This window comes from Rhodococcus sp. Leaf225 (genome assembly GCF_001426145.1).
Classification (GTDB): domain Bacteria; phylum Actinomycetota; class Actinomycetes; order Mycobacteriales; family Mycobacteriaceae; genus Rhodococcoides.
Genome location: NZ_LMRN01000007.1, coordinates 447,960 through 472,172, shown reverse-complemented (window position 1 = coordinate 472,172; position 24,213 = coordinate 447,960). Strand labels below are relative to the sequence as shown.

The window sequence follows — 24,213 nt, the reverse complement described above, 5'->3', positions numbered from 1 at the left end:
CCGACCCGCCCTAGGATCAATGCCCATGGTGAACCGGTCGACAGGTGCGATGAATGGCTGAGCAGGTGGCCGCACCCCGCATCGTCGCCGGTCGCTACCTCCTCGGACCTGTCCTGGGCCGCGGTGGCGTCTCGGACGTGTTCCGGGCGACCGATCGGACGCTGGGCCGGGCCGTGGCGGTGAAGTTGTTCCGCAGCGACGACCACACGCCGCACGACCGTCGACGCATCGACAGCGAGATGCGCACCCTCGCGTCGCTGACCCACCCCGGCCTGGTCACGCTCCACGACGCCGGCTCCGAGTCCGACGTCGTCGGCTACGACGGGCCCTACCTGGTGATGGAGTTCGTGGACGGCACCACGCTGTCCACGTTCCGCGCGGGCGGCACCCTGCCGCCCGAGGTGATCCGGCAGATAGGCCACCAGGTGGCGCAGGCACTGGCACACATCCACGCGTCGGGCATCGTCCACCGCGACGTCAAGCCTGCCAACATCCTGATCACCCGCGACGACGACGCGGGACTGCGAGCGAAGCTCACCGACTTCGGTATCGCGCGCATCGTCGACTCCGACCCGATGACCGAGCACGGCACCGCCGTCGGGACGGCGCACTACCTCAGCCCGGAGCAGGCGACCGGCGAGGCGACGGGGCCGGCCTCCGACGTCTACTCGCTGGGCCTTGTCCTGACCGAGTGCCTCACGGGACGAATGGTGTTCGAGGGCAGCGCGATCGCCGCCGCGATAGCCCGTCTGCATCGCGACCCGGTGATCCCCGTCGAACTCGGGCCTACGTGGGTGTCGCTGCTGACCGACATGACCTCCCGGACGCCGACGGCGCGCCCGACCGCCGCCGACGTGGCTCACCGGCTGCACACCCTCACCGAGGACACCGACACCGCGGTCCTCGCGACCCCGATGGCGACGCCGGCCGCCGTCGTGTCGGGCCGTCGATCCGCCGTGCCGTGGGTACTCGCCGCGCTGGGAATCTGCGCGGCGCTCGTCACGGTGCTCGCGATCCGCGGAGCGGGGTCGGACGGTGAACCGACGACGGAGCCGCCGCTGCCGAGCACGTCCGTGGTGGTCGAGACGACGTCGGAGCCGACGGCCACCCCTGTCCCGGTTCCCGAGACGGTCCCGGAGGTCGCGCCACCAGTCGTCGAGACGACGACGGTCGCTCCCGCACCCGTCGTTCCGCAACCCGCAGCACCCGGCAACGGCAACTCCGGGAACGGCAACTCTGGCAACGGCAATTCCGGGAACGGCAACTCGGGCAACGGCAATCCCGGGAACGGCAACGGTAACTCCGGGAACGGTAATGGCAATCGCTGACTGATCACCCTCGTTTGTGGCGTGACAGCTCGGGTAGGCCGCACCCATGACTGCAGACGACGCGACCACACCACTACCCGACTACGACCAGCTCACGGTGGGGACCATTCAGCACCGTTGCCGATCGCTCGATCAGGATCAGATGGAGCGGCTGATCGCTCACGAGCGCGATGCGGCGAACCGCCCTCAGGTGCTTCAGATTCTCACTGCTCGTCTCGGCGAACTGCGCGCCGGAGCCGAACCCTCCGGAGGGGACCCGTCCGCCGCTCCCGAGGTGTCGGACACCCCGCGGCAGTCGAACGTCGGTCCGGAGCACTCCCCCACCGACCACACGCCGCTCCGGCACGGCGTCGCGCACCAGACCCCGGCACGCGGCAAGCCCTGACGACGCTGGGTCCGCGCGGCGTTCACCGGTCGGTGTGCGCCCAGCGTCGTGCGCCGGCGAAGGTGCTCGCGAGGACGAGCACGACGACGATCGTCAGGGCGGACCACATGGTCACGGACGCGTCGAAGGAGAACAGCAGGCCTGCTCCCAGTGCGGCCGCCGTCGCGACCACCGCGCCGAGGGGAAGCGCCACTGCCACCGCCGTCGTCGTGCGCCGGACCAGAGGATCGGAGGTCAGCCTCAGCGTCAGGAACACGGCGAGCAGCGCGAGAACGTATGCCGCCGCGACGCTCCCCACGTAGAGGATGAGCAACCCGTCCACGGGGAACGCCACGGACGCGTCGGGCGGCAGACCGACGAAGGCGGACACGATCCACAGCAGCCCGGGCAGCAGACCGAGCAGGACACCGGTGAGTCCCGCGGCGACGACTCGTCCCACGTCGTCAGCGACGTCCGGTGCGGATCACGCGGGTTCTCGCATCACACCGAAGTGCCGCGCGGTTCCGGACACCCCGGGCAGCTCCTGCACCGGGGACCATGTGGCGAGACCGTCCGTGCTGTCGGAGTACAGGTACTTCCCGTCGATGTAGGCATCGAGGTAGATGCGCCACACGTCGTTCGGCAGCTGGACCAGAGCCGGACCCTCGACCATGGAACCCCACGCGCCGGGGGCGACGAAGCGGTAGGGCCCGAGCACGGTCGGCGCGACGGCATGCTCGACGAACTTCTTCGTCTCGTTCTTGGTGAACGCGTGGTACGTGGATCCGACCTTCACGATCGTCGTGTCGATGTGGTCGGCTCCGATCCCGTCGAGTGGCACCGGAATGCTCCACGAACTCAGAGAGTCGTCGAGTGCCGTCATCAGGTACGGCACGAAGCCGCCACCGGTCGACAACGACAGGACGACGTGCACCCTGTCGCCGTCGACGAACCATTCCGGAGCCCAGGCCTTGGTGACGAACGGCGACAGCGACGGGCCGTCGGCGAAGCCTGCCGACTCGGAGAAGAACGGGATGCGTGGGCCCTTGCCGTCTCCGGTGCCGGGCATGAACGCGCAACAGAACGGCACCGGCTGGGTACCTGTGAACGTCCAGTTCACCCGGTCCGGGCTGCGAGCGAAGCCGATGTTCGCACCGTCGGCCGTCGTGTAGGTGAGGCGGTACGACCCGTCGATGTGGCGAAAGATGCTGGGGTCCCGCATCAGTCCCGACGGCGGTCGGAACGCGGACGTACGCTCCGGCGTGAACGTGGTCCCGTCCGACGACCGATACACGTCGAGGTCACGGTCGCTGGCATTGCTGAACGCGACCATCGTGTAGGTCCATTCCGCTGGAGCGGCAGCACTGCTCGCCGGGGCGGCGACGAGCAGGCTCGCCACGGCGAGAAGCACCATCGGTAGGCCGGACAGTCGCCTGCGTCGGAGGGTCGTCACCGATGCAGTCTCCCAGTCCCATCTGTCTCATCCGCACCAGGATTCACATCGGTGCTGGATCGTTACGCAGGTCGTTCACAGGAAACGTCCAGCGTCCTCGCACCGCGGGTGCAGGAAGCATTCGTAACGTCCGACCCATGATGTTCTACAGAACTCCCACACCCGCCGGTTTCCCGCGAGGCGGCCGCACGGCCCTCGCCTCTGTTCTCGTGGCCGGCAGTCTGCTGCTCGGCGGCTGCAGCGCCGCCACCGAGAACGCGGCGACACCGGCCTCCGCCACCACGAGCCAGGAGGCCGCCGTGTCCACCGCCTCCGTCACCGACGGCGCGACCACCACCGCGGCCACGATCAGCGACAGCGCCACGGCCACCGAGGCTTTCCTGGCGACGCTCACCGACGCTCACCGACGCGCAGCGCGAGCAGGTCACCTATGCCTACGACGACGAGACCAAGACGACGTCCTGGTCCAACTTCCCCGTCACCTTCATCGACCGCGCCGGCCTGAACCTCGCCGACCTCACCGACGAGCAGCGCGCCGCCGCCATGACCGTGCTCGAGTCGCTGCTCGGCGACGACGCCTACTCGACCGTCACCGGCATCATGGGCGGCGACGAGTACCTGCACGAGAACAGCACCTCCACCGAGGACTCACTCGGCCAGTACTACATCGCCTTCTTCGGCGACCCGTCCGCCACCAGCGCCTGGGAGATCCAGTTCGGCGGACACCACCTCGGCATCAACGCCACCCTCGACGGCGCCGCCGACGCCGTCACCTTCGCCCCCACCCACCTCGGCGTCCAACCCGCCGAGTACACCACTGCCGACGGCACCGACGTGCAGCCGTTCGACGGCATCTACACCGACGCCTTCGCCTTCTACGACAGCCTCACCGACGAGCAGAAGACCACCCTCTACCAGGGATCGGACGTCGCGGCCATGGTGTGCGCGCCCGGCAGCACCTGCGACTTCCCCACCGGCAGCGGACTTTCCGGCGCCGACCTCACCGACGAGCAGAAGCAACTGCTCCTGCAGGTCATCGCGAACTGGGCCGGCATGGCCGACGAGGAGACCACCGCCGACGCGCTCGCGACCATCGAGGCGACGCTCGACACGACCTACGTGAACTGGTCCGGCGCGACCACCTACGACATGAGCCAGGGCGACGGAATCCACTTCCAGATCAGCGGACCGGACGTCTACGTCGAGTTCGCAGCACAGCAGGGCTCGGCCGGGGCGGACGTCGCGGGCGTCACCACCTCGAGGTGGGGCCACGTCCACACCATCTACCGCGACCCGAGCAACGACTACGCGAACAGTGTCACGCAACAGGAATCGACCGGAATGGGCGGCGGCACGATGCCGGGTGGGGGCTTCTGACGATTCCTCGGTTGCGCCGGGCGGTTCGCGGCGGGTAGTCAGGTGCAGATGAAGACCTACGAGCTACCCGGCACCGATCTCCGCGCGTCCAGCGTCGTGCTCGGCCTCATGCGCATCGAGACGCTGAGCGACGAGGAGATCCGAATACTCGTCGGCACCGCGCGTGATGTGGGAGTGTCGGTCTTCGACCACGCGGACATCTACGGCAGCGATCGTCACGCCTGCGAGCGCAGGTTCGGCGACGCCGTGTCGTTCGCGTCGGATCGAGACGACGTCATCGTCCAGAGCAAGGTGGGCATCCGAGAAGGGTTCTACGACTTCTCGTCCGAGCACATCCTGACCACCGTCGACGAGTCTCTCGCCGCCTTGCGTACCGATCACCTCGACGTCCTGTTGCTGCACCGGCCGGACACCCTCGTGGAGCCGGCCGAAGTCGCGGCGGCCTTCGACACGCTGCACACGGCGGGCAAGGTGCGGCATTTCGGAGTCTCGAACCACACTCCCGGACAGATCGAGGTGCTGAAGACCGAGGTGCGACAGCCCCTGATCGTGAACCAGGTCCAGCTGAGCATCACGCATGCACCGCTCGTGGCGGCCGGTCTCGCGGCGAACATCGCCGGGCTCGAGCAGTCGGTCGACCGCGACAACGGTCTGCTCGATCACGCGCGACTGAACGGCGTCACTCTGCAGGCGTGGTCACCGTTCCAGAAGGGGACGTCGGACGGCGTGTTCCTCGGTGATCGCGAGAACTACCCCGAACTGGACGACGCGCTCCGCGAGCTCGCCTCCCAGTTCGGAACCACGCCCACCGCGATCGCCACCGCGTGGATCACCCGGCACCCGGCGAACATTCAAGTGGTGCTCGGAACTACCAACCCCGGCCGCGTGCGGGAAGCTGCCGCCGGTTCGGACGTGGTTCTGAGCCGGGAGCAGTGGTACCGCCTCTTCCGCGCTGCAGGGCACACGTTGCCGTGATGCCGGTGAACCATGCACTCCCGAACACCGGGATTCCCGCGCCCGCAGGAGAGAATCGTCGTCGAACACCCCTCAGCAGCACATCGACGAGGAGCAGCGCATGCGCCCGCACGTCCACCTCAGCGGTCAGCTGATCTGTCGGGACGATGCCGAGTCGGCCGTCGTGTCGGAGTGTCTGCCCCGCCATGTCGAGCTGACGCGGGCCGAGCCCGGTTGCGTGTCCTTCGACGTCCAGCAGAGCGACGACCCCCTCGTGTGGCAGGTGGACGAGTACTTCACCGACGACGCCGCCTTCGCACGACATCAGGAGCGAGTCTCGTCGAGTGAGTGGGGCAGACGGACGGCGGGCATCGAACGGCGGTACGTCGTGGAGCGCGACGTCGCCCCGGCGACGAGGGGACCGTTACGCACCGCAGGCATCTCTCTGGATTGTGCCGATCCGGAAGAACTCGTTCGGTTCTATCTGGCCCTCCTCGGTGGTCGTCGACTCTGGGGTGACGACCAGGCGTCCGGGATGCGCACCGATGAGGGGCTCGTCCTGGTGGCGCAGAAGGTCGAGGAGTACACACCTCCCGAGTGGCCCGGAACCGCCGTGGTGCATCTGGACATCGACGCGGGCTACGACCTGGCCGGTGCAGTCCGGTTCGCAGAATCCTGTGGCGCGCGACAGTCCAAGTCACAGGTCGATTCTCGGTGGGCTGTTCTCCTCGATCCGGCCGGACATCCGTTCTGCATCACGACGATGGTGTGGTCCGACCGATGACGAGTCCGGCGCGGTGGCCCCAGCGCTCGATCGGGCGGTGGGATTCGGTGCAGCAGTCCGCGCTGTACGCGGTTCAGTGCACCGGATTCGCTCTGCGCGGCCGGCGTGCCGCGTTTCGTCGTCGATTGGCAGTGGCTGCTCACTCGTCGGTCGAGTCGAACAGTGCACGCACCACACCGTCGAGCGTCTGTGACGAGACGTCGGCCTCGCCGAAGGCGGCACTGGGCACCTTCTCCTCGCGGCGGCACCATCCGGTGCGCATTCCCGCGCGTCCTGCGCCCTGGAGATCCCAGGAGTGCACCGCCACCATCGCGCACCGGTCCGCGGTGACTCCGGCGCTCGACACCGCCAGCTCGTACGGCGCCGCTGCCGGCTTCCACGCGCGGACGTCGTCGATGCTGAGCACTCGTTCGACCCGATCGGACACACCCGCCCGGTCGAGGAACCCTGCTGTCGAGTCCGCGCTTCCATTGGACAGGGTGAACACTCGCGCACCACTGGCGACAGCGGCGTCGAGTGCCGCGACGACGTCCGGGTGCGGTGTCGTCTCGGCGAACCCTCCGACGACGTGCTCGATGTCGGCGTCGGAGACGAACCCACGGGTGTACGTCCGCAGAGCGGACGATGCCACGATGGCGAAAGGCTCGTACGCACCGGACAGGGTCAGCGCCATGCCGTCACGCAACAGGTGCGCGAACCATCCGTCGAACGACGACGACGGCGGCGCCACCGAGATGAACCTGTCACGGACGATGCCGAGATCGGCGAATGTGCCGACCACATCGAACACGACGACGTCAGGACCAACGGGTTCTGCCATGCCACCGGCGTACCCGACGCGGGGAGACGCCAACCCCGGGCCCATCCGTGTCGCCGACTGTCACCCGCCCGCCGCCACCCGGGTGTGCGCGGTCATGAGGACGGTTCCCACAGTGGACTCGAGTCCCTCTCCCAGTGGTTCAGCACTGAGATCGGCGAGGATCTGTCTGCACAACAGCCGAACTGGAGTATTCGTCTCCTGCGACCGCCACCTGATCAGTGCGAAAGCCTGATCGTCCGTGATGTCGAGGACGACCATGACGATGCCCTTGCACTGATCGATGACCGCGCGTGACTCGAGCGCCGCTCGAAGACCGTCCACCTGACGTTGGGCGTCGTCGGCTCGCCGGGCGATCGCGAGCAACGACTCCACCACGGTGACACAGATCGTCGACGTGTCCGCGTGCTCGAACCCGTGATCGCTCCGGCTGTAGAGGTTGAGAGCCCCGTAGCGCTCATCGCCCACCGACACCGGTGTGGACAGGAAGCTCCGCATTCCCGTGTCCGCGTTCCGTGTCCAGAACTCGGGATACCTCTGCGCGGCAACCCCGCTCGTCACACGGACCGGCGTCCGGGTCGCCGCGGCCTCCAGGCACGGGCCCTCGTCGGCGTCGTACTGAGCACGGTCGACAGCTCGGACGCACCCGTCGGTGACCACGATCGTCACCGGTCTTCCCCGTCGAATGACTGTCACGCCTGCCGCGTCGGCTCCGGGTACGGCGTCGACGAGGTTGTCGCACATCTGCTCCAACGTCGCGTCCACGTCTCCGATGGATTCGAGGAACGAGGTCATCTTCCCGACCACCTCGGCGACGGAGGTCAGAGCCGCATCCGAGGGGCTCCGAGCCATGTGCCGTGCGTCGTCCTCACAGTGCTTCTCGAGCATGAGATCACCGAGTCCTTTCAGGGCTCGTCGGTTGCCGCGTCTCCGGTGTCCGATCGGGCCACGCCCACGGTGAAGGCATTCGCCAACTCGTCGAGCACTCGCTCCGCTCGCGCGGCGCGCCAGGTGTCACCGCACTCGACCAACCTGTCGCGGTGCGATGCGAAGTGGGCGCTGAGCAACGGGATGAGGTCGACCGGGATGTACATCGATCCCCGTGACGGCCGGGCCTCGAACACCTGGTCCACCTCGACGCCGATGTCCCCGGTCATGACGCATCGCTCAGCGTCGCGGGCAGCCCGCCGCCCGTTCGACGACGCTCGGCGAGCAGTCGCTCGAGTGCCATCAATCTGAACACCTCTTCTGCGGGGGCGTTCTCTCGTACGGCAGCGCGTCGTCTCTGCATAATCGCCACCACGTCGTCGACGTCGGCCGTCCGGTCCATGTCGTCTGCTCTCGACACCATGGCGTTCTCCCTTTCCGACACCGGACGAGTCGTGGAACAGTCGGGCCGATGCCTGGTCTCCGGCCGTCGCCCGGCCGGGAACGAGCGCGCGGCTCAGAGCGTCGACCGCGCTGGGTCAGGTCGATACCCGTAGGGAGTTCCTGTAAACACGACGAGCGTATCGACGTGACGTGCCGAGAGGACGGAAGGACGGTGTCGGTGCCCCCACCGGGACTCGAACCCGGAACACAAGGATTTTAAGTCCTCTGCCTCTGCCAATTGGGCTATAGGGGCCTGCTCGAGGCCAGCCTATCGTGGGCCGTTCAGGAGACGCCTGGTCCCGTCTCGACCGGTCGCGCGGGATCCGACGACCACGCGGACCAGGATCCCGGGAACAAGGCCGCATCGATACCGGCGAGTGCGAGCGCTGCGATCTCGTGCGCCGCGGTCACACCGGAACCGCAGTAGACGGCCACCTCGTCACCGGGTCGAATACCCATGGTATTGAACCGATCTCGCAGGACAGCAGGCGCAGCGAAGGTCCCGTCGACGGTCACGTTGTCCGACGTCGGCGCGCTGAGAGCGCCGGGAATGTGGCCGGCACGGGGATCGACGGGCTCGACCTCGCCGAGGTACCGCTCCCCCGCACGTGCGTCCAGAAGACGGCCGGGGAATGTCGCGGCCTCGTCTGCCGTCACCGTCGGCAGATGGCCCTCGGACAGCGTCACGTCCCCAGCTCGCGGCGCCCTCTCCTCGCCCGACCGCGTGGGTAGTTCGGCCGCCTGCCACGCGCCGAGTCCACCGTCGAGCATGCGCACGGTCTCGACGCCCGCCCAGCGCAGCAGCCACCACGCCCGAGCCGCAGCCATGTTGCCGGTGGCGTCGTAGACGACGACGGACGAGTCGGCGTCGATGCCCCACTGCCGCGCATACATCTGCAGATCGTCGAGTCGGGGCAAGGGGTGCCGCCCTTCGGTGGGCTCCCCGTGACCGGCGAGTTCCGAGCCCAGGTCGACGAACACGGCGCCGGGGATGTGCGCGTCGAGGTAGTGCTGGTGGTTGTCGGGATCACCCAGTGCCCACCTGACGTCGAGCAGCACGGGCGGACGCGGCGACGTCAGCGCTGCGGACAACTCCGACACGGTCACCAGGATCTCCGACATGGCGATCAGAGTACGACTCGGTGTGCCGCGCGCACCGCTCGGTCAGGCAGGGATCACGGGCGGCTCGAAGGTGAACGTCGTCCCGAGCAGCCAGACGAGCAGCAGCACCACCGGGAAGTGGAAGAGGAACTGCAGGAACGTGAATCCGATGAGATCGCGCGCCCGCAGACCCAGGACGGCGAGCAACGGCAGCATGAAGAACGGGTTGATCAGGTTGGGCAGCGCCTCGGCCACGTTGTAGATCTGCACGGTCCAGCCGAGGTTCATCTGCACGTCGGTGGCGGACTGCATGACGTACGGCGCCTCGACCAACCACTTGCCTCCGCCCGACGGGACGAAGAGTCCCAGGATCACGGTGTAGACGGCGATGACCACAGCGAAGGCTCCGCCACCGCCGACCTCGGTGAAGAACGTGGCCAGGTGCTCGGACACCGTGACTCCGCCCCGCCCTTCGGATGTGGTCAGAATCGCGGCCATCGCGGCGTACAGCGGGAACTGCACCAGGATCCCCGCCGTGGCGGGCACGGCCTTGGCGACGGCATCGAGGAACCGTCGCGGTGTGCCGTGCAGCACGAGTCCCAGCATCAGGAACACCAGCAGGTAGCCGTTGAGGCTGCTCACCACCGACAGCACGGGCTTCGAGAGCAGTTGCGACACCAGCCATCCCAGCGTCATCGCCCCGGCGAGGATCGGGAGGATGCGGCTGTACTCGAGCCACTCGCCCGGACGGGTGCGCGTCGGCGGCTCGGCGATGGTGTCGTCGAGGTTCACGTCCATGGCCTCGGCGGTCTTGATCGCCGCACCGGTGGGAGCGGAGAGGTGCGCGATGATCACCGTCAGCACGATGATGATCACGCACATGACCAGTGACTGCCAGGTGAAGATGGTGGTGCCGAAGTCCAGGACTCCGGTGATGCGGAGCAGAGCCGGCGGGAGCGAGCTCGCGGTGGCCTGGAGCTGCGCCGCGGACGACGACATGCCCAGTGCCCACACCGCGCCCAGGCCCATGAACGCCGCGGCGCCGAGCGCGCGGTAGTCGACGCTCAGATCGCGTCGCCGGGCGATGGCACGAGCGAGCAGTCCACCGAAGACGAGGCTGAGACCCCAGTTCAGGAACGACACCGAGCACGACATGAGCGCGACGAAGCTGACCGCCGTGCGTGGATTGTTCGGCAGCGCGGCCAGTCTCGTGATCAGCCGCGCCACGGGTGGCGACGTGGCCACGACGTACCCGGTGAGCACGACCATGGCCATCTGCAGAGTGAACGCCGTCAGGTCCCAGAATCCGTTGCCGAACGCGTCGACCACGTTCTGCGGCGACGATCCGTTCGCGAACGCGGCGATCGCCACCACGAGCACGCCGACCAGCGCGAAGATGTAGGCGTCGGGGAACCACTTTTCGGTGCCGCGGGCCAGTGCCTGGGCTGTTCGCGCCAGCCCCTTCTCCGCGGGTGCGTCGGTGTCGCGGACTGCCATGGTGACCTCCTGGTCGTCGAGCGATCGGTGTGTCGGGGACCACAACGGCCTCGATCGACCCTTCCCGTGCGTCCGCCCGAAGGCAAGAGGCATCACTGCACCCTCGATCTGCGGCGATGCAGGACTGCAGGTGGCACACTGCGTCCATGGCGACAGAGGACGACGTCCGACGTATCGCACTCGCGCTGCGCGAGGTGACGGAGAAGCCGTCGTACGGCACTCCCGGCTTCCGCGTGAAGGACCGACTGTTCGCACGGGTCCACGAGATGCCCGACGTTCTGCTGCTCCGCAGACCGAGCGTCGAGGACCGCGAGGCCCTCATCAGCTCGAACCCGGCAGCGTTCTTCACCACTGATCACTACGAGGGTCACGCGTCGGTGCTCGTGCGACTGCCCGAGGTGGACGTCGACGAGCTTCGTGACCTGATCGAGGAAGCGTGGGAGTGCCGCGCTCCGGTGACCGTCAGGAAGCTCGGGCCGAGACCGGAGTGATCATCGCCCGGCGACGCTGAGAGCGATCCCGTCGAGGATGTCGTGCTCGCTCACGACCAGGCTGTCGATTCCGGCTTCGGCACCGATGTGCTCGGCGAGTGTGGCCGCGACGAGGGATCCTCCGCCGATGACGTCGACGCGACCGGGATGCATCGGGCCGAGCACGGCACGGTCCGCTCTCGTCATGCCGAGCAGACGATCACAGACGTCGCGCAGATCGGTGAACGGGATGCGCGACAAGTGGATCGCGTCCGGATCGTAGGCGGGAAGATTCTGTGCCACGGCCGAGAGGGTGGTCATGGTCCCGGCAACCCCGACCCAGGTGCGGGCATCTTTCACGGGTACCGCGTCGAACGCCGGCTGGAGGCGCTCCGAGGTGAAGGCCTGCCCTGCCCTGCGCTCGGCCTCGGTGGGTGGATCGGTGTGCAGGCACCGCTCGGTGAGCCGAACACATCCGATGTCGGCGGAGAAGGCTGCGCGCACGCCGTCGGCATCTCCGAGCACCAGCTCGGTGGAGCCGCCGCCGAGATCGACCACCAGGAACGGCCCCTCGTCCGGATCCAGATCGCCGACCGCCCCGGCGAAGGACAGACGAGCCTCCTCGTCGCCCGAGATGACCTCGGCCACTGCGCCGTCCGCGACGGAGGCGAGGGTCCGGCGCGTCATGTCGAAGAACAGATCACGATTGTCGGCGTCGCGCGTGGCCGACGTCGCGACCATGCGCACCGCGTCGACACCGCCCAGCTCGGTGATGATGTCGACGTACTCGAGCAGCGCTGCCTCGGTGCGGTCGATCGCCTCGGGTGCGAACGACCCGGTCGCGTCGACACCCTGCCCCAGCCGGACCACACGCATCTCACGCGCGAGGTCTCGGAGACCGTCGTCGTCCACGTCGGCCACGAGCAGGCGGATGGAGTTGGTTCCGCAGTCGATCGCAGCGACCCTCATGCTCGGAGCTCCTCGATGGTGGGCCAGTCCGCGGGCAGGGCCGTGCCACGCAGGGGCCCCTCGGCGGCCAGCGCCACCGACTCGTCGCCCAGCGGATTGGCACCCGGCCCCTTGGCCAGCGAGTGCGCCATCAACACGTGCAGACACTTGACCCGGTCCGGCATCCCGCCGCCGGTGAAATCGGTTCCGAGCGACTCGATCTCGTTGCGCTCGGCCAGATACGCCTCGTGGGCACGCAGGTAGGCCGCCGCGAGCTCCTCGTCCTGCTGCAGCCGCTCGGTCATCTCGCGCATGACACCGGCGGATTCCTGGCGGCTCGCCTCGGCCGTCAGACGCGGATCCGTGAGGTAGAAGAGGGTGGGGAACGGCGTGCCGTCGGGCAGCTTCGGCGCCGTCCTGACGACGGCGGGACGGCCGTCCGGGGTGCGGTAGGCGATCTCGAGCACGCCGCGCGGCTCTCGTCCGAGCTGGGCGGACACGGCGTCGAGGTCTTCGCGCGACACGTCGCTCACTGGGTCTGACTCATTTCCGGATCGGGTGGATCGGCGTGCGCCGAGGCGTCACCGTGGGGTGGTCGCCGTGGACCACAGGTCGCTGTACCAGGGTCCGGGCGGGGGCGGCGGCGGATCGTTCTCGATGTCCGATCGTGCACGCGCGCCGGGCAACTGGACTTGATAGGGGGTCTCGCCGGGCATGACGTAACCGAGGCGCTCGCGTGCCTGTGCGGTGATGTAGGCCGGATCGTCGGTCTGGTCCTTGCGGATCTGGAGCTCGGCCACGCGCTGTTCCAGGGCCACTCGCTCGGCGGCCACCTGGGCGGCGTCCCCGCGCTGGGAGATGTACGTCCGCAACGGAACTGCGAGAGTCAGGGCGAGAGCGCAGATCACCACGGCGAGAACGACGGCCTTGCCCGTCGACAGGCCGAGGAACGTGCGCTCCTTCTTCTCGCCGCCGCGGCGGCGTCCGCGCCGACCGACCAGTGCGGCACCCTCGGTGACGACGTCGTTGACCGCGCCGGCGACGGTCCGGGGCTGCGAGGACCCGGACCCGTCGCGGCGCGTGGATCGACCGGGACGCGCGTCACGGCGCGGCGAACGGCCACCCGGCCGTGCCGCACTGCGTCGAGAGTCCCGGTCCGCCATCGGTGAGCTCAGCTGTCCTTCGAGGTGAAGTCGAGCCGCGGGAACGCCAGCTCGCCCGAGTAGCGCGCGGCGTCGCCGAGTGCCTCCTCGATGCGCAGCAGCTGGTTGTACTTGGCGACACGCTCGCTGCGAGCCGGGGCACCGGTCTTGATCTGTCCGCTGCCCACGGCGACGGCGAGATCGGCGATGGTGGTGTCCTCGGTCTCGCCGCTGCGGTGGCTCATCATCGTGCGGTAGCCACTGCGGTGCGCGAGATCGACGGCGTCGAGGGTCTCGGTCAGCGTGCCGATCTGGTTGACCTTCACCAGGAGAGCGTTGGCGGCTCCCTTGACGATGCCCTCCTCGAGGCGCTCCGGGTTGGTGACGAACAGATCGTCGCCGACGATCTGGACCCGGTCACCGATGCTGTCGGTGAGGGCGACCCAGCCGTCCCAGTCGTTCTCGTCGAGCGGATCCTCGATGGAGACGAGCGGGTACTGGTTCAGCAGGTCCGCGTAGAACGCCGACATCTCCTCCGCGGTGCGGGTGTTGCCCTCGAAGGCGTATCCCGTCCCGGCGGTGAAGAACTCGGTGGCGGCGACATCGAGCGCGAGAGCGATGTCGGAGCCCAGCGTGAGGCCGGTCTTGCCGACGGCCTCCGAGATGAGGTCGAGTGCGGCCTTGGTGCCCGCGAGGTCGGGGGCGAAACCGCCCTCGTCGCCGAGCCCGGTCGACAGGCCCTTGGCCTTGAGGACCGACTTCAGTGCGTGGTAGACCTCGGCGCCCCAGCGTAGGGCCTCCTTGAAGGTCGGCGCACCGATGGGGGCGATCATGAATTCCTGCACGTCGACGCCGCTGTCGGCGTGGGCGCCACCGTTGATGATGTTCATCATCGGCACCGGCAGGATGTGGGCGTTGGGTCCGCCCAGGTAACGGAAGAGCTCCAGTCCGGCGGACTCCGCGGCACCCTTGGCCACGGCGAGCGAGACACCGAGCAGGGCGTTCGCGCCGAGGCGCGACTTGTCGGCGGTGCCGTCGAGGTCGAGCAGTGCCTGGTCGACCGTGCGCTGCTCGATGGCGTCGAGGCCGATGACGGCCGGAGCGATCTCGTCGAGCACGGCGTTGACGGCCTTCTCGACACCCTTGCCGCCGTAGCGATCGCCGCCGTCGCGGAGCTCGACGGCCTCGTGCTCACCGGTGGAGGCGCCCGAGGGCACCGCTGCACGGGTCAGCGTGCCGTCGTCGAGCGCGACCTCGACCTCGACCGTGGGGTTGCCACGTGAGTCGAGGATCTCGCGAGCTCCGACCTGTTCGATGATGGCCACGAATGAACTCCTAGTCAGGCGTTGAACACACAGCTTCGGGCGCGAACCGGTCACCCGTGGTCGGGCGCGGCTCGAAGACAGACTAGCCGTCGCAGCCGCCGCGCTCGATATTCGACGCGCAGGCGGGCAGGCCGGAGGAGGTCGGTAGTCAGGCGGGCAGGCCGGAGGAGGTCGACGTCAGGACGGCCGGGCACCGACGGAGTAGGCGGAGGCCGCGTCGCGGACGTCCCTCAGGTAGACCCCCGACAGGTTGTAGGCCATGAGGGCGGCCTGCCACCCCTCCGCGGTGGTGAGGTCTCCCCCACGGGCGCAGAGGTAACGCCCCGCGGTGAGCGCGGCGTCGTCGAGGTTGTCGGGGTCGGCGCGGCCGTCCCCGTTGGCGTCCACGCCCCACTTGCGCCAGGTCTCGGGGATGAACTGCATGGGTCCCATGGCGCGGTCGAAGACGGTGTCGCCGTCCAGTTCTCCGCCGTCGGTGTCGGCGATCTCCGCGTTGCCGGCGGTGCCGTCGAGGGGCACTCCGCGGATGGGCGGGGTCGCGGTGCCGTCGGGACCGACGGACGATCCACCGAAGGTGCCGTGACGACTCTCGATACGGCCGATCCCGGCGAGAGTGGTCCAGGCCAGACCGCACCCTGGTGACGAGCGGGCCATGACCGCGGCCGCGTGGCCGTAGGCCTCGAGCGCGGTGCGGCCGATTCCGGTGGGGTCGACCAGCGGTTCCGCCCAGCCGGCGAGCAGGTCGGCCGAGCGACCGGGCGCGTCCACGTCGATCGGCGGCACGGGCGCTCCGGGCCCCGGCGGGATTCCCTCGGGGATCTCCACCGCGGGTCTGCCCGGATCCAGATCGAGGGCACCACAGCCGGAGACGACGGCGGCCGTGGCGAGCGCAGCCGCGACGACGCGCAGGCGCCGGGAGCGCGGTGGGAGCATGCCTCCATCATCCCGAGTCAAAGTAATAGAAGGGTAAAGGTCTTCAAAAGTCCTGGTCGGCGGCTGTTTCGCACCCCGAAGCCGGTGTATGTTCACCTTTCGTATGAGGGTCGCCTTGCCTAAGACGCCCACTCCACTCGAGCCCGGGAGATCCCGCCGTGTCCACAGTCGTCGTCGCATCCGCGCCGTCCGTCGTGACGCAGATGGTCGGCAGTGGACTGATCGGGGTGCGGGAGGGACTCGAGACCGGCATCGTCGTGATGATCCTGGTCGCGTTCCTCGTGAAGTCCGACCGCCGCGACGCGCTGAAGTGGGTGTGGACGGGTGTCTCGGCCGCCGTGGGCATGGTCGCCGTCGTGTTCGCCGTCATCCACCTCGGCACCTCGACGGTCACGGGCCTCACCGCCGAGATCATCGCCGGCATCGCCTCGCTGATCGCCGTCGCGATCGTCACCGGCATGGTGTTGTGGATGCGGTCGGCCGCCGCCTCCATCTCCGGCACGTTGAAGGCCGGCATGGCCCGCGCGCTCGACGTCGGGCCGGTGGCCGTCACATCGCTCGCCTTTCTGGCGGTCGGGCGCGAAGGAATCGAGACGGCGCTCCTCATGGTCGGCTACGCGGAGAACACCAACGGCAGTTCCTGGCCGCTGCTGGGTCTGCTGGCCGGAATCGCCGTCGCTGCATTCCTCACCGTCCTCCTGTACTTCGGAGCAGTACGCATCGACTTCGCCCGGTTCTTCCGCTGGACGGGCGTCTTCCTCGTGTTCGTCGCCGCCGGAATCCTGGCGTACGGACTGCGGGCTCTGCAGATCGGCGGAATCCTCCCGGGCGGCAGCGCGACCGCGTTCGACATCAGCGACACCTGGGACGCGGGCAGTTGGTACGGCACCGTCGTCGCCGGCATCTTCAACTTCCGCCCCGAGCCCACCGTTCTGCAGGTCGCGGCCTGGGTGCTCTACCTCGTCGTCGTCCTGCCCCTGTTCCTCCGGCGGCCGAAGGCCGTGCCACGAGTCACCGCACCGCAGCCACAACCCGCCGCGTCCTGACCTACACACAACTCCCTGCTCCAAGAACCTCCGGCCTTCCCGCTCCACTACCGACCGGCCTCCGGCCTTCCCGCTCCCGAAAGGGCACCACTGAAATGCGCACCACCACCCGCCTCCTCTTCTGCGCCGCCGCGCTGCCGCTGGCACTCACGGCCTGCACCGAGAAGGAGGCCGCGACCTCGGCCGAGGGCGGCGACATCGTGGTCGACGCGACCGACAGCTCGTGCGACGTCGGTACGACGAGTGCACAGACGGGCAGCTCCACCTTCCAGGTGACCAACAACGGCTCCAAGGTCACCGAGTTCTACGTCTACGGCGAGGGCGACCGCGTCATGGGCGAGATCGAGAACATCGGGCCCGGCGTCTCCCGCCAGCTCATCGTCGCGCTGCCCGAGCCCGCCACGTACCAGACCGCGTGCAAGCCGGGCATGGTCGGCGACGGCCTCCGCGGCGACTTCGTCGTCACGGGTGACGCCAAGGAGTCCGACGCCGACGGGACGCTCGCCGAGGCGGCCGACGGTTACAAGCGCTACGTCGTCAGCCAGGTCACGGCGTTGCAGGAGACGACGGCGTCGTTCGTCACCGCGGTCACGTCCGGCGACGTCGAGGGCGCCAAGGCCCAGTTCCCGCTCGTCCGCACCTACTACGAGCGCATCGAACCCGTCGCGGAGAGCTTCCCCGACGATCTCGACCCCCGCATCGACCTGCGCGAGCCGGACGTCGAGCCGGGTGCCGAGTGGACCGGGTTCCACCGCCTGGAGAAGGACCTGTGGGCACAGGGGCTCCAGCCGGACACGAACGCGATCGCCGAGCAGTTGAAGGCGGACGTCGACGAACTGGTCGCGGGCGTGCAGTCCCCCGACTTCGTGATCGACCCGATCACGGTGGCGGGCGGCGCACAGGGCCTCCTCGACGAGGTCGCCCAGACGAAGATCACCGGTGAGGAGGACTTCTTCTCCCACACCGACCTGTACGACTTCCAGGCGAACGTCGACGGATCGCAGGCAGCGGTGGCGGCTCTCGCTCCGGTGCTGTCCGAGCGGGACCCGGAACTCGCGGCCACCATCGAGCAGCGCTTCGCGGAACTCGACACCGAGCTCGCGAAGTACCGCCAGGGTGACGGCTTCGTCTCCTACGACACGGTCACCGAGCCGCAGCGCCAGGACCTGTCGAAGAAGATCGACGCCCTGTCCGCGTCGGTGAGCCAGGTCCAGGGTGTCGTCGCAGGCGCCTGAGCGGACGTCCGACACGGACGCCGCCGCCACCCCGCCGAGTCGACGCCTCTCGCGCCGCGCGCTCTTCGGTGGCGTGGGAGCCGGCGCACTCGCGGTCGGCGCCGGTGCCGCGCTGGGCCGGTCGACCGCACCCGAACCCGCGGTCGCCGACGCGGCCGAGGCCGTGGTGCCGTTCCGCGGCGTCCACCAGGCGGGCATCGTCACGCCCGCACAGGACCGCATGCACTTCGTCACCTTCGACGTGACGACCACCTCGCGCGACGAGATCGTCGCGATGCTCACGAAGTGGACGGCGATGGCCGAACGTCTCACCGTCGGCGCCGAGTCGGTGCCCGGTGGCGTGGTCGGCGGCGGACAGTACGAGCCGCCCGGTGACACCGGCGAGGCCTACGGTCTGATGCCGTCCAACCTCACGCTGACCATCGGCTTCGGCCCGTCATTCTTCGACAAGTTCGACTTGGGTGACCGCAGACCGGCTGCACTGCAGGATCTTCCGCGATTCCCCGGCGACGACCTCGACCCGGCGCGGAGCGGTGGCGACATCGCGGTGCAGGCCTGCGCCGACGATCCGCAGGTGGCGGTGCACGCCATCCGCAATCTCGCGCGCATCGCGTTCGGCACCGCGTCGGTGCGGTGGTCGCAGCTCGGCTTCGGTCGCACCGCGTCGACGTCGACCGCCCAGGCGACACCGCGCAACCTCTTCGGCTTCAAGGACGGCACGAACAACATCAAGGCCGAGGAAGCGGCGACCGTCGACGAGCACGTGTGGGTGAACGGCGGCGAGTCCGACTGGATGACGGGCGGCACCTACCTCGTGGCGCGGCGCATCCGGATGAAGATCGAACCGTGGGACCGCGCGGTGCTCGGCGAACAGGAACGCGTCATCGGTCGGTCCAAGGCCACCGGCGCGCCACTGGGCGGTACGGCCGAGTTCGACACCGTCGATCTCGGCTCCTCGACCATCGCGAAGGACGCGCACGTACGACTGGCGTCGTCGGAGTCGTTGGGCGGCATCAAGATTCTTCGCCGCGGGTACAACTTCACCGACGGCTCCGACGGCTTCGGCCACCTCGACGCGGGGCTCTTCTTCGTCGCTTTCTGCAGCGATCCGCAGACCCAGTTCGTGCCGATGCAGCAAGCTCTCGCGCGACGAGATGCCCTGAACGAGTACATCTCCCACGTCGGCTCGGCGGTCTTCGCCTGCCCACCGGGAGTTCCGGAAGGCACCGAGGACTACTGGGGCTCGACGCTCTTCGGCTAGACGGTCAGCGGTTCTTCTCGTCCGCCTGCGGCCGATGGTGGGACGCGGCGACGCGTGCGTCGTCCGTCCCCGTCGCCGCGAGCGGTCGGCCGAACATGTCGGTTCCCGGCCAGTACTTGGACCACGCTCGTGAGTCCATCTCGGCCGATCGGACTCCGTCCATGGCGGCGCCGCGCTCCGCGGCCCGTACGTCGGCCACGAACTCGTTGACGGTGCGGCGCAGCGAGTCCTCGGCGCTGGTGGCGCCGTGATCACCCGAGATGTCGATGCGCACCGAGAGCATGGACTCCGGGACGAAGTCCTGAGGGAGCCCGGCCTTGACCGCTCGGGTGATGACCTGCTGGGCGAGCGCGAGCGACGGCTGCGCCATGGCGATGCCGTCGAGACACGACGCGCGTACCTTCTCCGCGGCCTTGCGCTCCTCCCAGGCCTTCTCCTGCGCACCGATGTCGATCGGTGCGCCGGACGTGTCGGCCAGGTGCGGGCTGCGGTGGGTCAACTTGGCCACCAGGGTGGACGCCACGTCGTCGATGTCGAACGCCTCGGCGCCCGCGTCCTTGGCGATGCGCGCGTGGAAGATGACCTGCAGCAGCAGATCGCCGAGCTCCTCCCGGATGGAGTCCGCATCGCCGGTCTCGATGGCATCGAGCAGTTCGTAGGTCTCCTCGAGGAGGTACCCGCGCAGCGACTCGTGCGTCTGCTGCGCCTCCCATCCGCCGAGTGAGCGCAGTTTGTCGATGACGAAGACGGCCTCGGCGAGGTTGCCGCCGCGGGGTACCGGCACCTCGATGACGTCCTCGCCGCGCGTGATGCGTTCCTGGACGTCGGGGTTGTCGCGGCTGGTGCTGATGAGCACCTCGGGCTCGTCGTCGCCCGCGGAGGTGAACCCCGTGAGGCGCCAGCGGATGGAGACCGGCACCTCTTCGGTGAAGCCCACGGGCTTGTCCAGCAACGTCACGGCCTGCACCGGCACCATGGTGGGCCGCAGGGGATCCAGCAGCAGAATCGTCATCGCGCGCTCACACCCCGATCGGTTGCTCGACTCGTACGGAGCCCGCGGGCTGCCCGTCCATCGCGAGCAGCACGTCGGCGACGAACTGCAGAAGTTCCTCGTCGCGGACACGGGCCGATCCGACTCCACCACCTGCCACACGCGGAATCGGGATCTGCACCGTGCCGGTGGTCGCCCGATACTGTGCGCTGGGGTAGAGCCGCTTCAACCGTATCTGCTTGGAGTCGGGTAGGTCCATCGGCGCCAACTTCACCATGGTCCCCGCCATCTGCACGTCCACGATGCCGTAGGAACGGCACAGGATGCGCAGGACGGCGACGGCCACGAGCCGGGCGACCTCGGCCGGCACCGGCCCGTAGCGGTCGGTCAGCTCGTCGATGACCGCACGGATCTCGGCGTCGTTCTGCGCCGCGGCCAGCTTGCGGTACGCCTCGAGTCGGAGCCTGTCGCTGGTGACGTAGTCCGGCGGGATGTGGGCATCGACGGGGAGGTCGATGCGCACCTCCTTGGGCGCCTCGTCGGTGGTGACGGGGCGGCCGTCGGCCACGGCGCGGTACGCCTCCACCGCCTCGCCGACCAGTCGGACGTACAGGTCGAATCCCACACCGGCGACGTGGCCGGACTGCTCCGCGCCCAGCACGTTTCCCGCGCCGCGGATCTCGAGGTCCTTCATCGCCACCGCCATACCGGCGCCCAGGTCGGAGTTCTGCGAGATGGTGGCCAACCGGTCGTACGCCGTCTCGGTGAGCGGCTTCTCCGGCGGGTAGAGGAAGTACGCGTAGCCACGGTCCCGGCTGCGACCCACACGCCCACGCAACTGGTGGAGCTGGGACAGACCCAACGAATCGGCTCGCTCGACGATCAGCGTGTTCGCATTGGAGATGTCGAGGCCCGTCTCGATGATGGTGGTGCAGACCAGGATGTCGAACTCACGCTCCCAGAACCCCTGCACCGTCTTCTCGAGCGCGTCCTCGTTCATCTGACCGTGTGCGACCACGACGCGCGCTTCCGGCACCAGCCGACGGATGTTCGCGGCGGCCTTGTCGATACTGCTCACGCGGTTGTGAACGTAGAAGACCTGGCCGTCACGGAGCAGCTCACGGCGGATCGCCGCCGCCACCTGCTTCTCCTGATAGGCACCGACGTAGGTCAGGACGGGGTGACGCTCCTCGGGCGGCGTCAGGATGGTCGACATCTCGCGGATGCCCGCCATGCTCATCTCGAGCGTGCGCGGAATCGGTGTCGCCGACATCGTCAGGACGTCGACGTGCGTGCGCAGCGCCTTGATGTGCTCCTTGTGCTCGACGCCGAAGCGCTGCTCCTCGTCGACGATGACCAGCCCGAGGTCCTTCCACTGCACACCGGTCTGCAGCAATCGGTGCGTGCCCACGACGATGTCCACCGTGCCGTCCGCGAGGCCGGCGAACGTCTCCCGCGACTCGGCGGCGTCGGAGAACCGGGACAGCCCCTTGACCGTCACCGGGAAGTTGGCCATCCGCTCGGTGAAGGTCTGCAGATGCTGCTGGGCCAGCAGGGTGGTGGGAACGAGCACCGCCACCTGCTTGCCGTCCTGGACGGCCTTGAACGCCGCCCGGACGCCGACCTCGGTCTTGCCGTAACCGACGTCGCCGATGACCACTCGGTCCATCGGGACGGGCTTCTCCATGTCCGCCTTGACCTCGTCGATGACGGTCATCTGGTCGACGGTCTCGGTGAACGCGAAGGCGTCCTCCATCTCCTTCTGCCACGGGGTGTCCGGCCCGTACGCGTGACCGGGCGCCGCCTGCCGCGCCGCGTAGAGCTGGACGAGCTCCCCTGCGATCTCGCGGACGGCCTTGCGGGCCTTGCGCTTGGTGTTGGTCCAGTCGGATCCGCCCAGCTTGCTCAGGCTCGGCATCTCCCCGCCGACGTAGCGGGACAACTGGTCGAGCGACTCCATGGGAACGAAGAGGCGGTCGCCCGGGTGGCCGCGCTTGCTGGGCGCGTACTCGACGACGAGGTACTCACGGCGTGCCCCGCCGATGGTCCGCTCGACCATCTCGACGAAGCGGCCGATGCCGTGCTGGTCGTGGACCACCATGTCGCCGGCCGTCAACGCGAGCGGATCGACCTGATTGCGACGCTTGGCGGGCAAGCGTTTGCCGTCGCCGGCCGCGGCGACCCGGTTGCCGGTGAGATCGGCCTCCGTCACCACCACCAGGCCGGCGTCACGCAGGACGAGACCCGAGTGCAACGACCCGCACATCACGCCGACGACGTCGGGGCCGGGCTCGGCACCGGCATCGAGAGGGAGCGCCGGCACACCGGCCTCCCGCAGGCGTTCGACCGTGCGCTGCGCCGTTCCCGCGCCTGCGACGACGACGGCTACGCGGCCGCCGGACGCGAGGTGCGCCGTGAACATCTGGAAGAGCGTCGCGAGTGCCTCCTCGGAGCCGCGCACGTCCGGCGCCGCGTCGACGTCGAGCACGATCTCCTCGTCACTGCCCGAGGCGAGCGGGCCCACGGTCCACCACGGCCGACCGGCCGCCTCCGCAGACTCTCGGACCTGCCGCAGCGACCGGTACGCGGACGCGCTGAGATCGAGGTCGAGGACGGCGCTCTCGTCCGTCACGCTGCTGGTGTCCAGCGCTGCGGTGTCGAGCGGTGCGGCCGCACCGATGCTCGCGGCCGTCCACGACGCCTCGAGGAACTCCTTGCCGGTCCGCACCAGATCCGTCGCGCGCGTACGCACCTTCTCCGGATCGCAGACCAGCACGTGTGCGCCGTCGGGCAGCGCGTCGGTCAGCAGTTCGAGGCCGCCGGCCTTCAGCACCGGCAGCAACGCCTCCATGCCCTCGACCGGAACGCCGGCGGAGATCTTCTCGAGCATCTCCACCAGGATCGGGTCGCCGGTGTTGTCGGCGGCGAGACGCGCCGCGCGCTCCCGTACGGCCTCGTCGAGAATCATCTCCCGGCACGGCGGCGCGATGACCGTGTCGACCTCCACGTCGGGGATGGAGCGCTGGTCCGCGACCGAGAAGGCGCGCAGGTCCGTGACCTCGTCACCCCAGAACTCGACACGGACGGGGTGATCCGCCGTCGGCGAGAACAGGTCGAGGATGCCGCCGCGCACCGCGAACTCACCGCGTTTGCCGACCATGTCGACACGCGTGTAGGCCAGCTCGACCAGTCGCTTCTGCAACTCCTCGAAGTCGAACTCCGCCCCCACGCGCAGGCCGACGGGCTCGATCTCGCCCAGTCCACGCGCCATCGGCTGGAGCACCGAGCGCACCGTGGTGACGATGATCTTCAGCGGGACGCCGTAGTCGGCGTCCTCCGGCCGGGCGAGGCGCCGCAGCACCTCGATACGACGACCGACGGTGTCCGCTCCGGGAGACAGACGCTCGTGCGGCAGCGTCTCCCAGGACGGGAACTGCGCCACGGCGCCGCCCACCATCTCCGTGAGCTCGGCCGTCAGATCGTCGGCCTCGCGGCCCGTCGCGGTGACGAGCAGGACCGGTGTGGTGCGGGACATGGCCGCAGCGATGAACGCCCGTGCCGGAGTGGGTGCCACCAGGGTGGCCTCGCGGCGGCCGGACAGATCGACGATCTGCGCCAGCGACGCGTCACGCAGTGCGAATTCCAGCAGGCCCGACATCCGGCCCGCACCGTCGTCCGGGGTCTGCGCGGGAGAAACATGGACGGACGGCGAGGACACCAGCAGAACTCCTGACGGAAAGACGACACGGTCGTGCACCCGCAACGCTCGACACCCCTCACGGAGATCGATCGGTCGGCGACGACTCGGTATCGATT

Annotated in this window: 23 protein-coding genes, 1 tRNA gene and 1 pseudogene; 9 read left to right on the top strand and 16 right to left on the bottom strand. The window is 68.8% G+C overall.

All coding sequences use genetic code 11. The annotated features are described in order from the left end of the window. Window positions 1-53: 53 nt before the first annotated feature. Both ASG69_RS23240 and ASG69_RS02390 read left to right on the top strand, forming a co-directional pair. Window positions 54-1,328: a serine/threonine-protein kinase gene (locus tag ASG69_RS23240; RefSeq protein WP_056447133.1), complete on the top strand. Its 1,275-nt coding sequence runs from the start codon at window positions 54-56 to the stop codon at window positions 1,326-1,328. Window positions 1,329-1,374: 46 nt separating this feature from the next. Continuing rightward, entirely contained in the window at window positions 1,375-1,713 is a 339-nt protein-coding gene (locus ASG69_RS02390; RefSeq protein WP_056447130.1) for a hypothetical protein, read from the top strand. A gap of 22 nt (window positions 1,714-1,735) precedes the next feature. Here ASG69_RS02390 and ASG69_RS02385 read toward each other — a convergent pair whose 3' ends face one another. Both ASG69_RS02385 and ASG69_RS02380 read right to left on the bottom strand, forming a co-directional pair. Further along, on the bottom strand, window positions 1,736-2,152 hold the full coding sequence (locus ASG69_RS02385) for a hypothetical protein (RefSeq protein ID WP_027504051.1): 417 nt from the start codon (window positions 2,150-2,152) through the stop codon (window positions 1,736-1,738). A 24-nt stretch (window positions 2,153-2,176) separates the two neighbouring features. Further along, window positions 2,177-3,106, bottom strand: a complete 930-nt coding sequence (locus tag ASG69_RS02380) for a glycoside hydrolase family 43 protein (RefSeq protein WP_056447128.1) — start codon at window positions 3,104-3,106, stop codon at window positions 2,177-2,179. A gap of 179 nt (window positions 3,107-3,285) precedes the next feature. Between ASG69_RS02380 and ASG69_RS02375 the strand changes: the two are divergent. From ASG69_RS02375 to ASG69_RS23000, 3 genes and pseudogenes are all read left to right on the top strand, one after another. Continuing rightward, window positions 3,286-4,522, top strand: a pseudogene (locus tag ASG69_RS02375) (DUF3500 domain-containing protein). A 48-nt stretch (window positions 4,523-4,570) separates the two neighbouring features. Continuing rightward, the gene (locus ASG69_RS02370; RefSeq protein WP_056447565.1) at window positions 4,571-5,497 is read left to right on the top strand and encodes an aldo/keto reductase; all 927 of its coding nucleotides are present in this window, start codon (window positions 4,571-4,573) and stop codon (window positions 5,495-5,497) included. Between the two features lie 100 nt (window positions 5,498-5,597). Then, window positions 5,598-6,260, top strand: a complete 663-nt coding sequence (locus ASG69_RS23000; RefSeq protein ID WP_235578812.1) for a VOC family protein — start codon at window positions 5,598-5,600, stop codon at window positions 6,258-6,260. 139 nt (window positions 6,261-6,399) lie between these two features. Here the strand turns inward: ASG69_RS23000 and ASG69_RS02355 are convergent, their stop codons facing one another. From ASG69_RS02355 to ASG69_RS02325, 7 genes are all read right to left on the bottom strand, one after another. After that, window positions 6,400-7,080: a haloacid dehalogenase type II gene (locus ASG69_RS02355; protein ID WP_056447125.1), complete on the bottom strand. Its 681-nt coding sequence runs from the start codon at window positions 7,078-7,080 to the stop codon at window positions 6,400-6,402. Window positions 7,081-7,140: 60 nt separating this feature from the next. Further along, entirely contained in the window at window positions 7,141-7,965 is an 825-nt protein-coding gene (locus tag ASG69_RS02350) for a GAF and ANTAR domain-containing protein (protein WP_056447122.1), read from the bottom strand. A 17-nt stretch (window positions 7,966-7,982) separates the two neighbouring features. Beyond that, window positions 7,983-8,234: a hypothetical protein gene (locus tag ASG69_RS02345; RefSeq protein WP_027504054.1), complete on the bottom strand. Its 252-nt coding sequence runs from the start codon at window positions 8,232-8,234 to the stop codon at window positions 7,983-7,985. Continuing rightward, window positions 8,231-8,428: a hypothetical protein gene (locus ASG69_RS02340; protein WP_156380409.1), complete on the bottom strand. Its 198-nt coding sequence runs from the start codon at window positions 8,426-8,428 to the stop codon at window positions 8,231-8,233. The genes ASG69_RS02345 and ASG69_RS02340 overlap by 4 nt, the downstream gene beginning before the upstream one ends. A gap of 199 nt (window positions 8,429-8,627) precedes the next feature. After that, a tRNA-Leu gene (locus ASG69_RS02335) sits at window positions 8,628-8,701 on the bottom strand. Between the two features lie 29 nt (window positions 8,702-8,730). Then, on the bottom strand, window positions 8,731-9,570 hold the full coding sequence (locus ASG69_RS02330) for a sulfurtransferase (RefSeq protein ID WP_235578811.1): 840 nt from the start codon (window positions 9,568-9,570) through the stop codon (window positions 8,731-8,733). A 42-nt stretch (window positions 9,571-9,612) separates the two neighbouring features. Continuing rightward, window positions 9,613-11,046, bottom strand: a complete 1,434-nt coding sequence (locus tag ASG69_RS02325; protein ID WP_056447560.1) for a short-chain fatty acid transporter — start codon at window positions 11,044-11,046, stop codon at window positions 9,613-9,615. A 146-nt stretch (window positions 11,047-11,192) separates the two neighbouring features. On the opposite strand from ASG69_RS02325, the gene ASG69_RS02320 reads away from it, so the two are divergent. Then, a complete protein-coding gene (locus tag ASG69_RS02320; protein WP_056447558.1) occupies window positions 11,193-11,537 on the top strand; it encodes an MmcQ/YjbR family DNA-binding protein in 345 nt (114 codons plus the stop codon). Here ASG69_RS02320 and ASG69_RS02315 read toward each other — a convergent pair whose 3' ends face one another. The 5 genes from ASG69_RS02315 to ASG69_RS02295 all read right to left on the bottom strand — a co-directional run bounded on the left by ASG69_RS02315 (window position 11,538) and on the right by ASG69_RS02295 (window position 15,864). Further along, on the bottom strand, window positions 11,538-12,485 hold the full coding sequence (locus ASG69_RS02315) for a Ppx/GppA phosphatase family protein (RefSeq protein WP_056447116.1): 948 nt from the start codon (window positions 12,483-12,485) through the stop codon (window positions 11,538-11,540). Then, complete coding sequence (locus tag ASG69_RS02310; RefSeq protein ID WP_027504060.1) at window positions 12,482-12,997, bottom strand: DUF501 domain-containing protein; 516 nt, start codon at window positions 12,995-12,997, stop codon at window positions 12,482-12,484. The genes ASG69_RS02315 and ASG69_RS02310 overlap by 4 nt, the downstream gene beginning before the upstream one ends. A gap of 48 nt (window positions 12,998-13,045) precedes the next feature. Continuing rightward, window positions 13,046-13,627 (bottom strand): FtsB family cell division protein, encoded by a 582-nt coding sequence (locus ASG69_RS02305; RefSeq protein ID WP_056447114.1) that lies wholly within the window; start codon window positions 13,625-13,627, stop codon window positions 13,046-13,048. 8 nt (window positions 13,628-13,635) lie between these two features. Next, window positions 13,636-14,931 carry a phosphopyruvate hydratase gene (eno, locus tag ASG69_RS02300; RefSeq protein WP_027504061.1) on the bottom strand — a complete coding sequence of 432 codons (1,296 nt, stop codon included), beginning with the start codon at window positions 14,929-14,931 and terminating at the stop codon, window positions 13,636-13,638. Window positions 14,932-15,108: 177 nt separating this feature from the next. Further along, complete coding sequence (locus ASG69_RS02295; protein ID WP_056447111.1) at window positions 15,109-15,864, bottom strand: lytic transglycosylase domain-containing protein; 756 nt, start codon at window positions 15,862-15,864, stop codon at window positions 15,109-15,111. A 203-nt stretch (window positions 15,865-16,067) separates the two neighbouring features. On the opposite strand from ASG69_RS02295, the gene efeU reads away from it, so the two are divergent. The 3 genes from efeU to efeB all read left to right on the top strand — a co-directional run bounded on the left by efeU (window position 16,068) and on the right by efeB (window position 19,406). Beyond that, complete coding sequence (efeU, locus tag ASG69_RS02290; RefSeq protein WP_081821100.1) at window positions 16,068-16,910, top strand: iron uptake transporter permease EfeU; 843 nt, start codon at window positions 16,068-16,070, stop codon at window positions 16,908-16,910. Window positions 16,911-17,005: 95 nt separating this feature from the next. Continuing rightward, window positions 17,006-18,145: an iron uptake system protein EfeO gene (efeO, locus tag ASG69_RS02285; protein ID WP_056447106.1), complete on the top strand. Its 1,140-nt coding sequence runs from the start codon at window positions 17,006-17,008 to the stop codon at window positions 18,143-18,145. After that, complete coding sequence (gene efeB, locus ASG69_RS02280; protein ID WP_056447103.1) at window positions 18,126-19,406, top strand: iron uptake transporter deferrochelatase/peroxidase subunit; 1,281 nt, start codon at window positions 18,126-18,128, stop codon at window positions 19,404-19,406. Before efeO ends, efeB begins: the two co-directional genes overlap by 20 nt. A gap of 4 nt (window positions 19,407-19,410) precedes the next feature. On the opposite strand, the gene ASG69_RS02275 is transcribed toward efeB, so the two are convergent. After that, a complete protein-coding gene (locus ASG69_RS02275; RefSeq protein ID WP_082544605.1) occupies window positions 19,411-20,418 on the bottom strand; it encodes a MazG family protein in 1,008 nt (335 codons plus the stop codon). A 7-nt stretch (window positions 20,419-20,425) separates the two neighbouring features. Next, window positions 20,426-24,115 carry a transcription-repair coupling factor gene (gene mfd, locus ASG69_RS02270; protein WP_374198521.1) on the bottom strand — a complete coding sequence of 1,230 codons (3,690 nt, stop codon included), beginning with the start codon at window positions 24,113-24,115 and terminating at the stop codon, window positions 20,426-20,428. Between the last annotated feature and the right edge of the window lie 98 nt (window positions 24,116-24,213).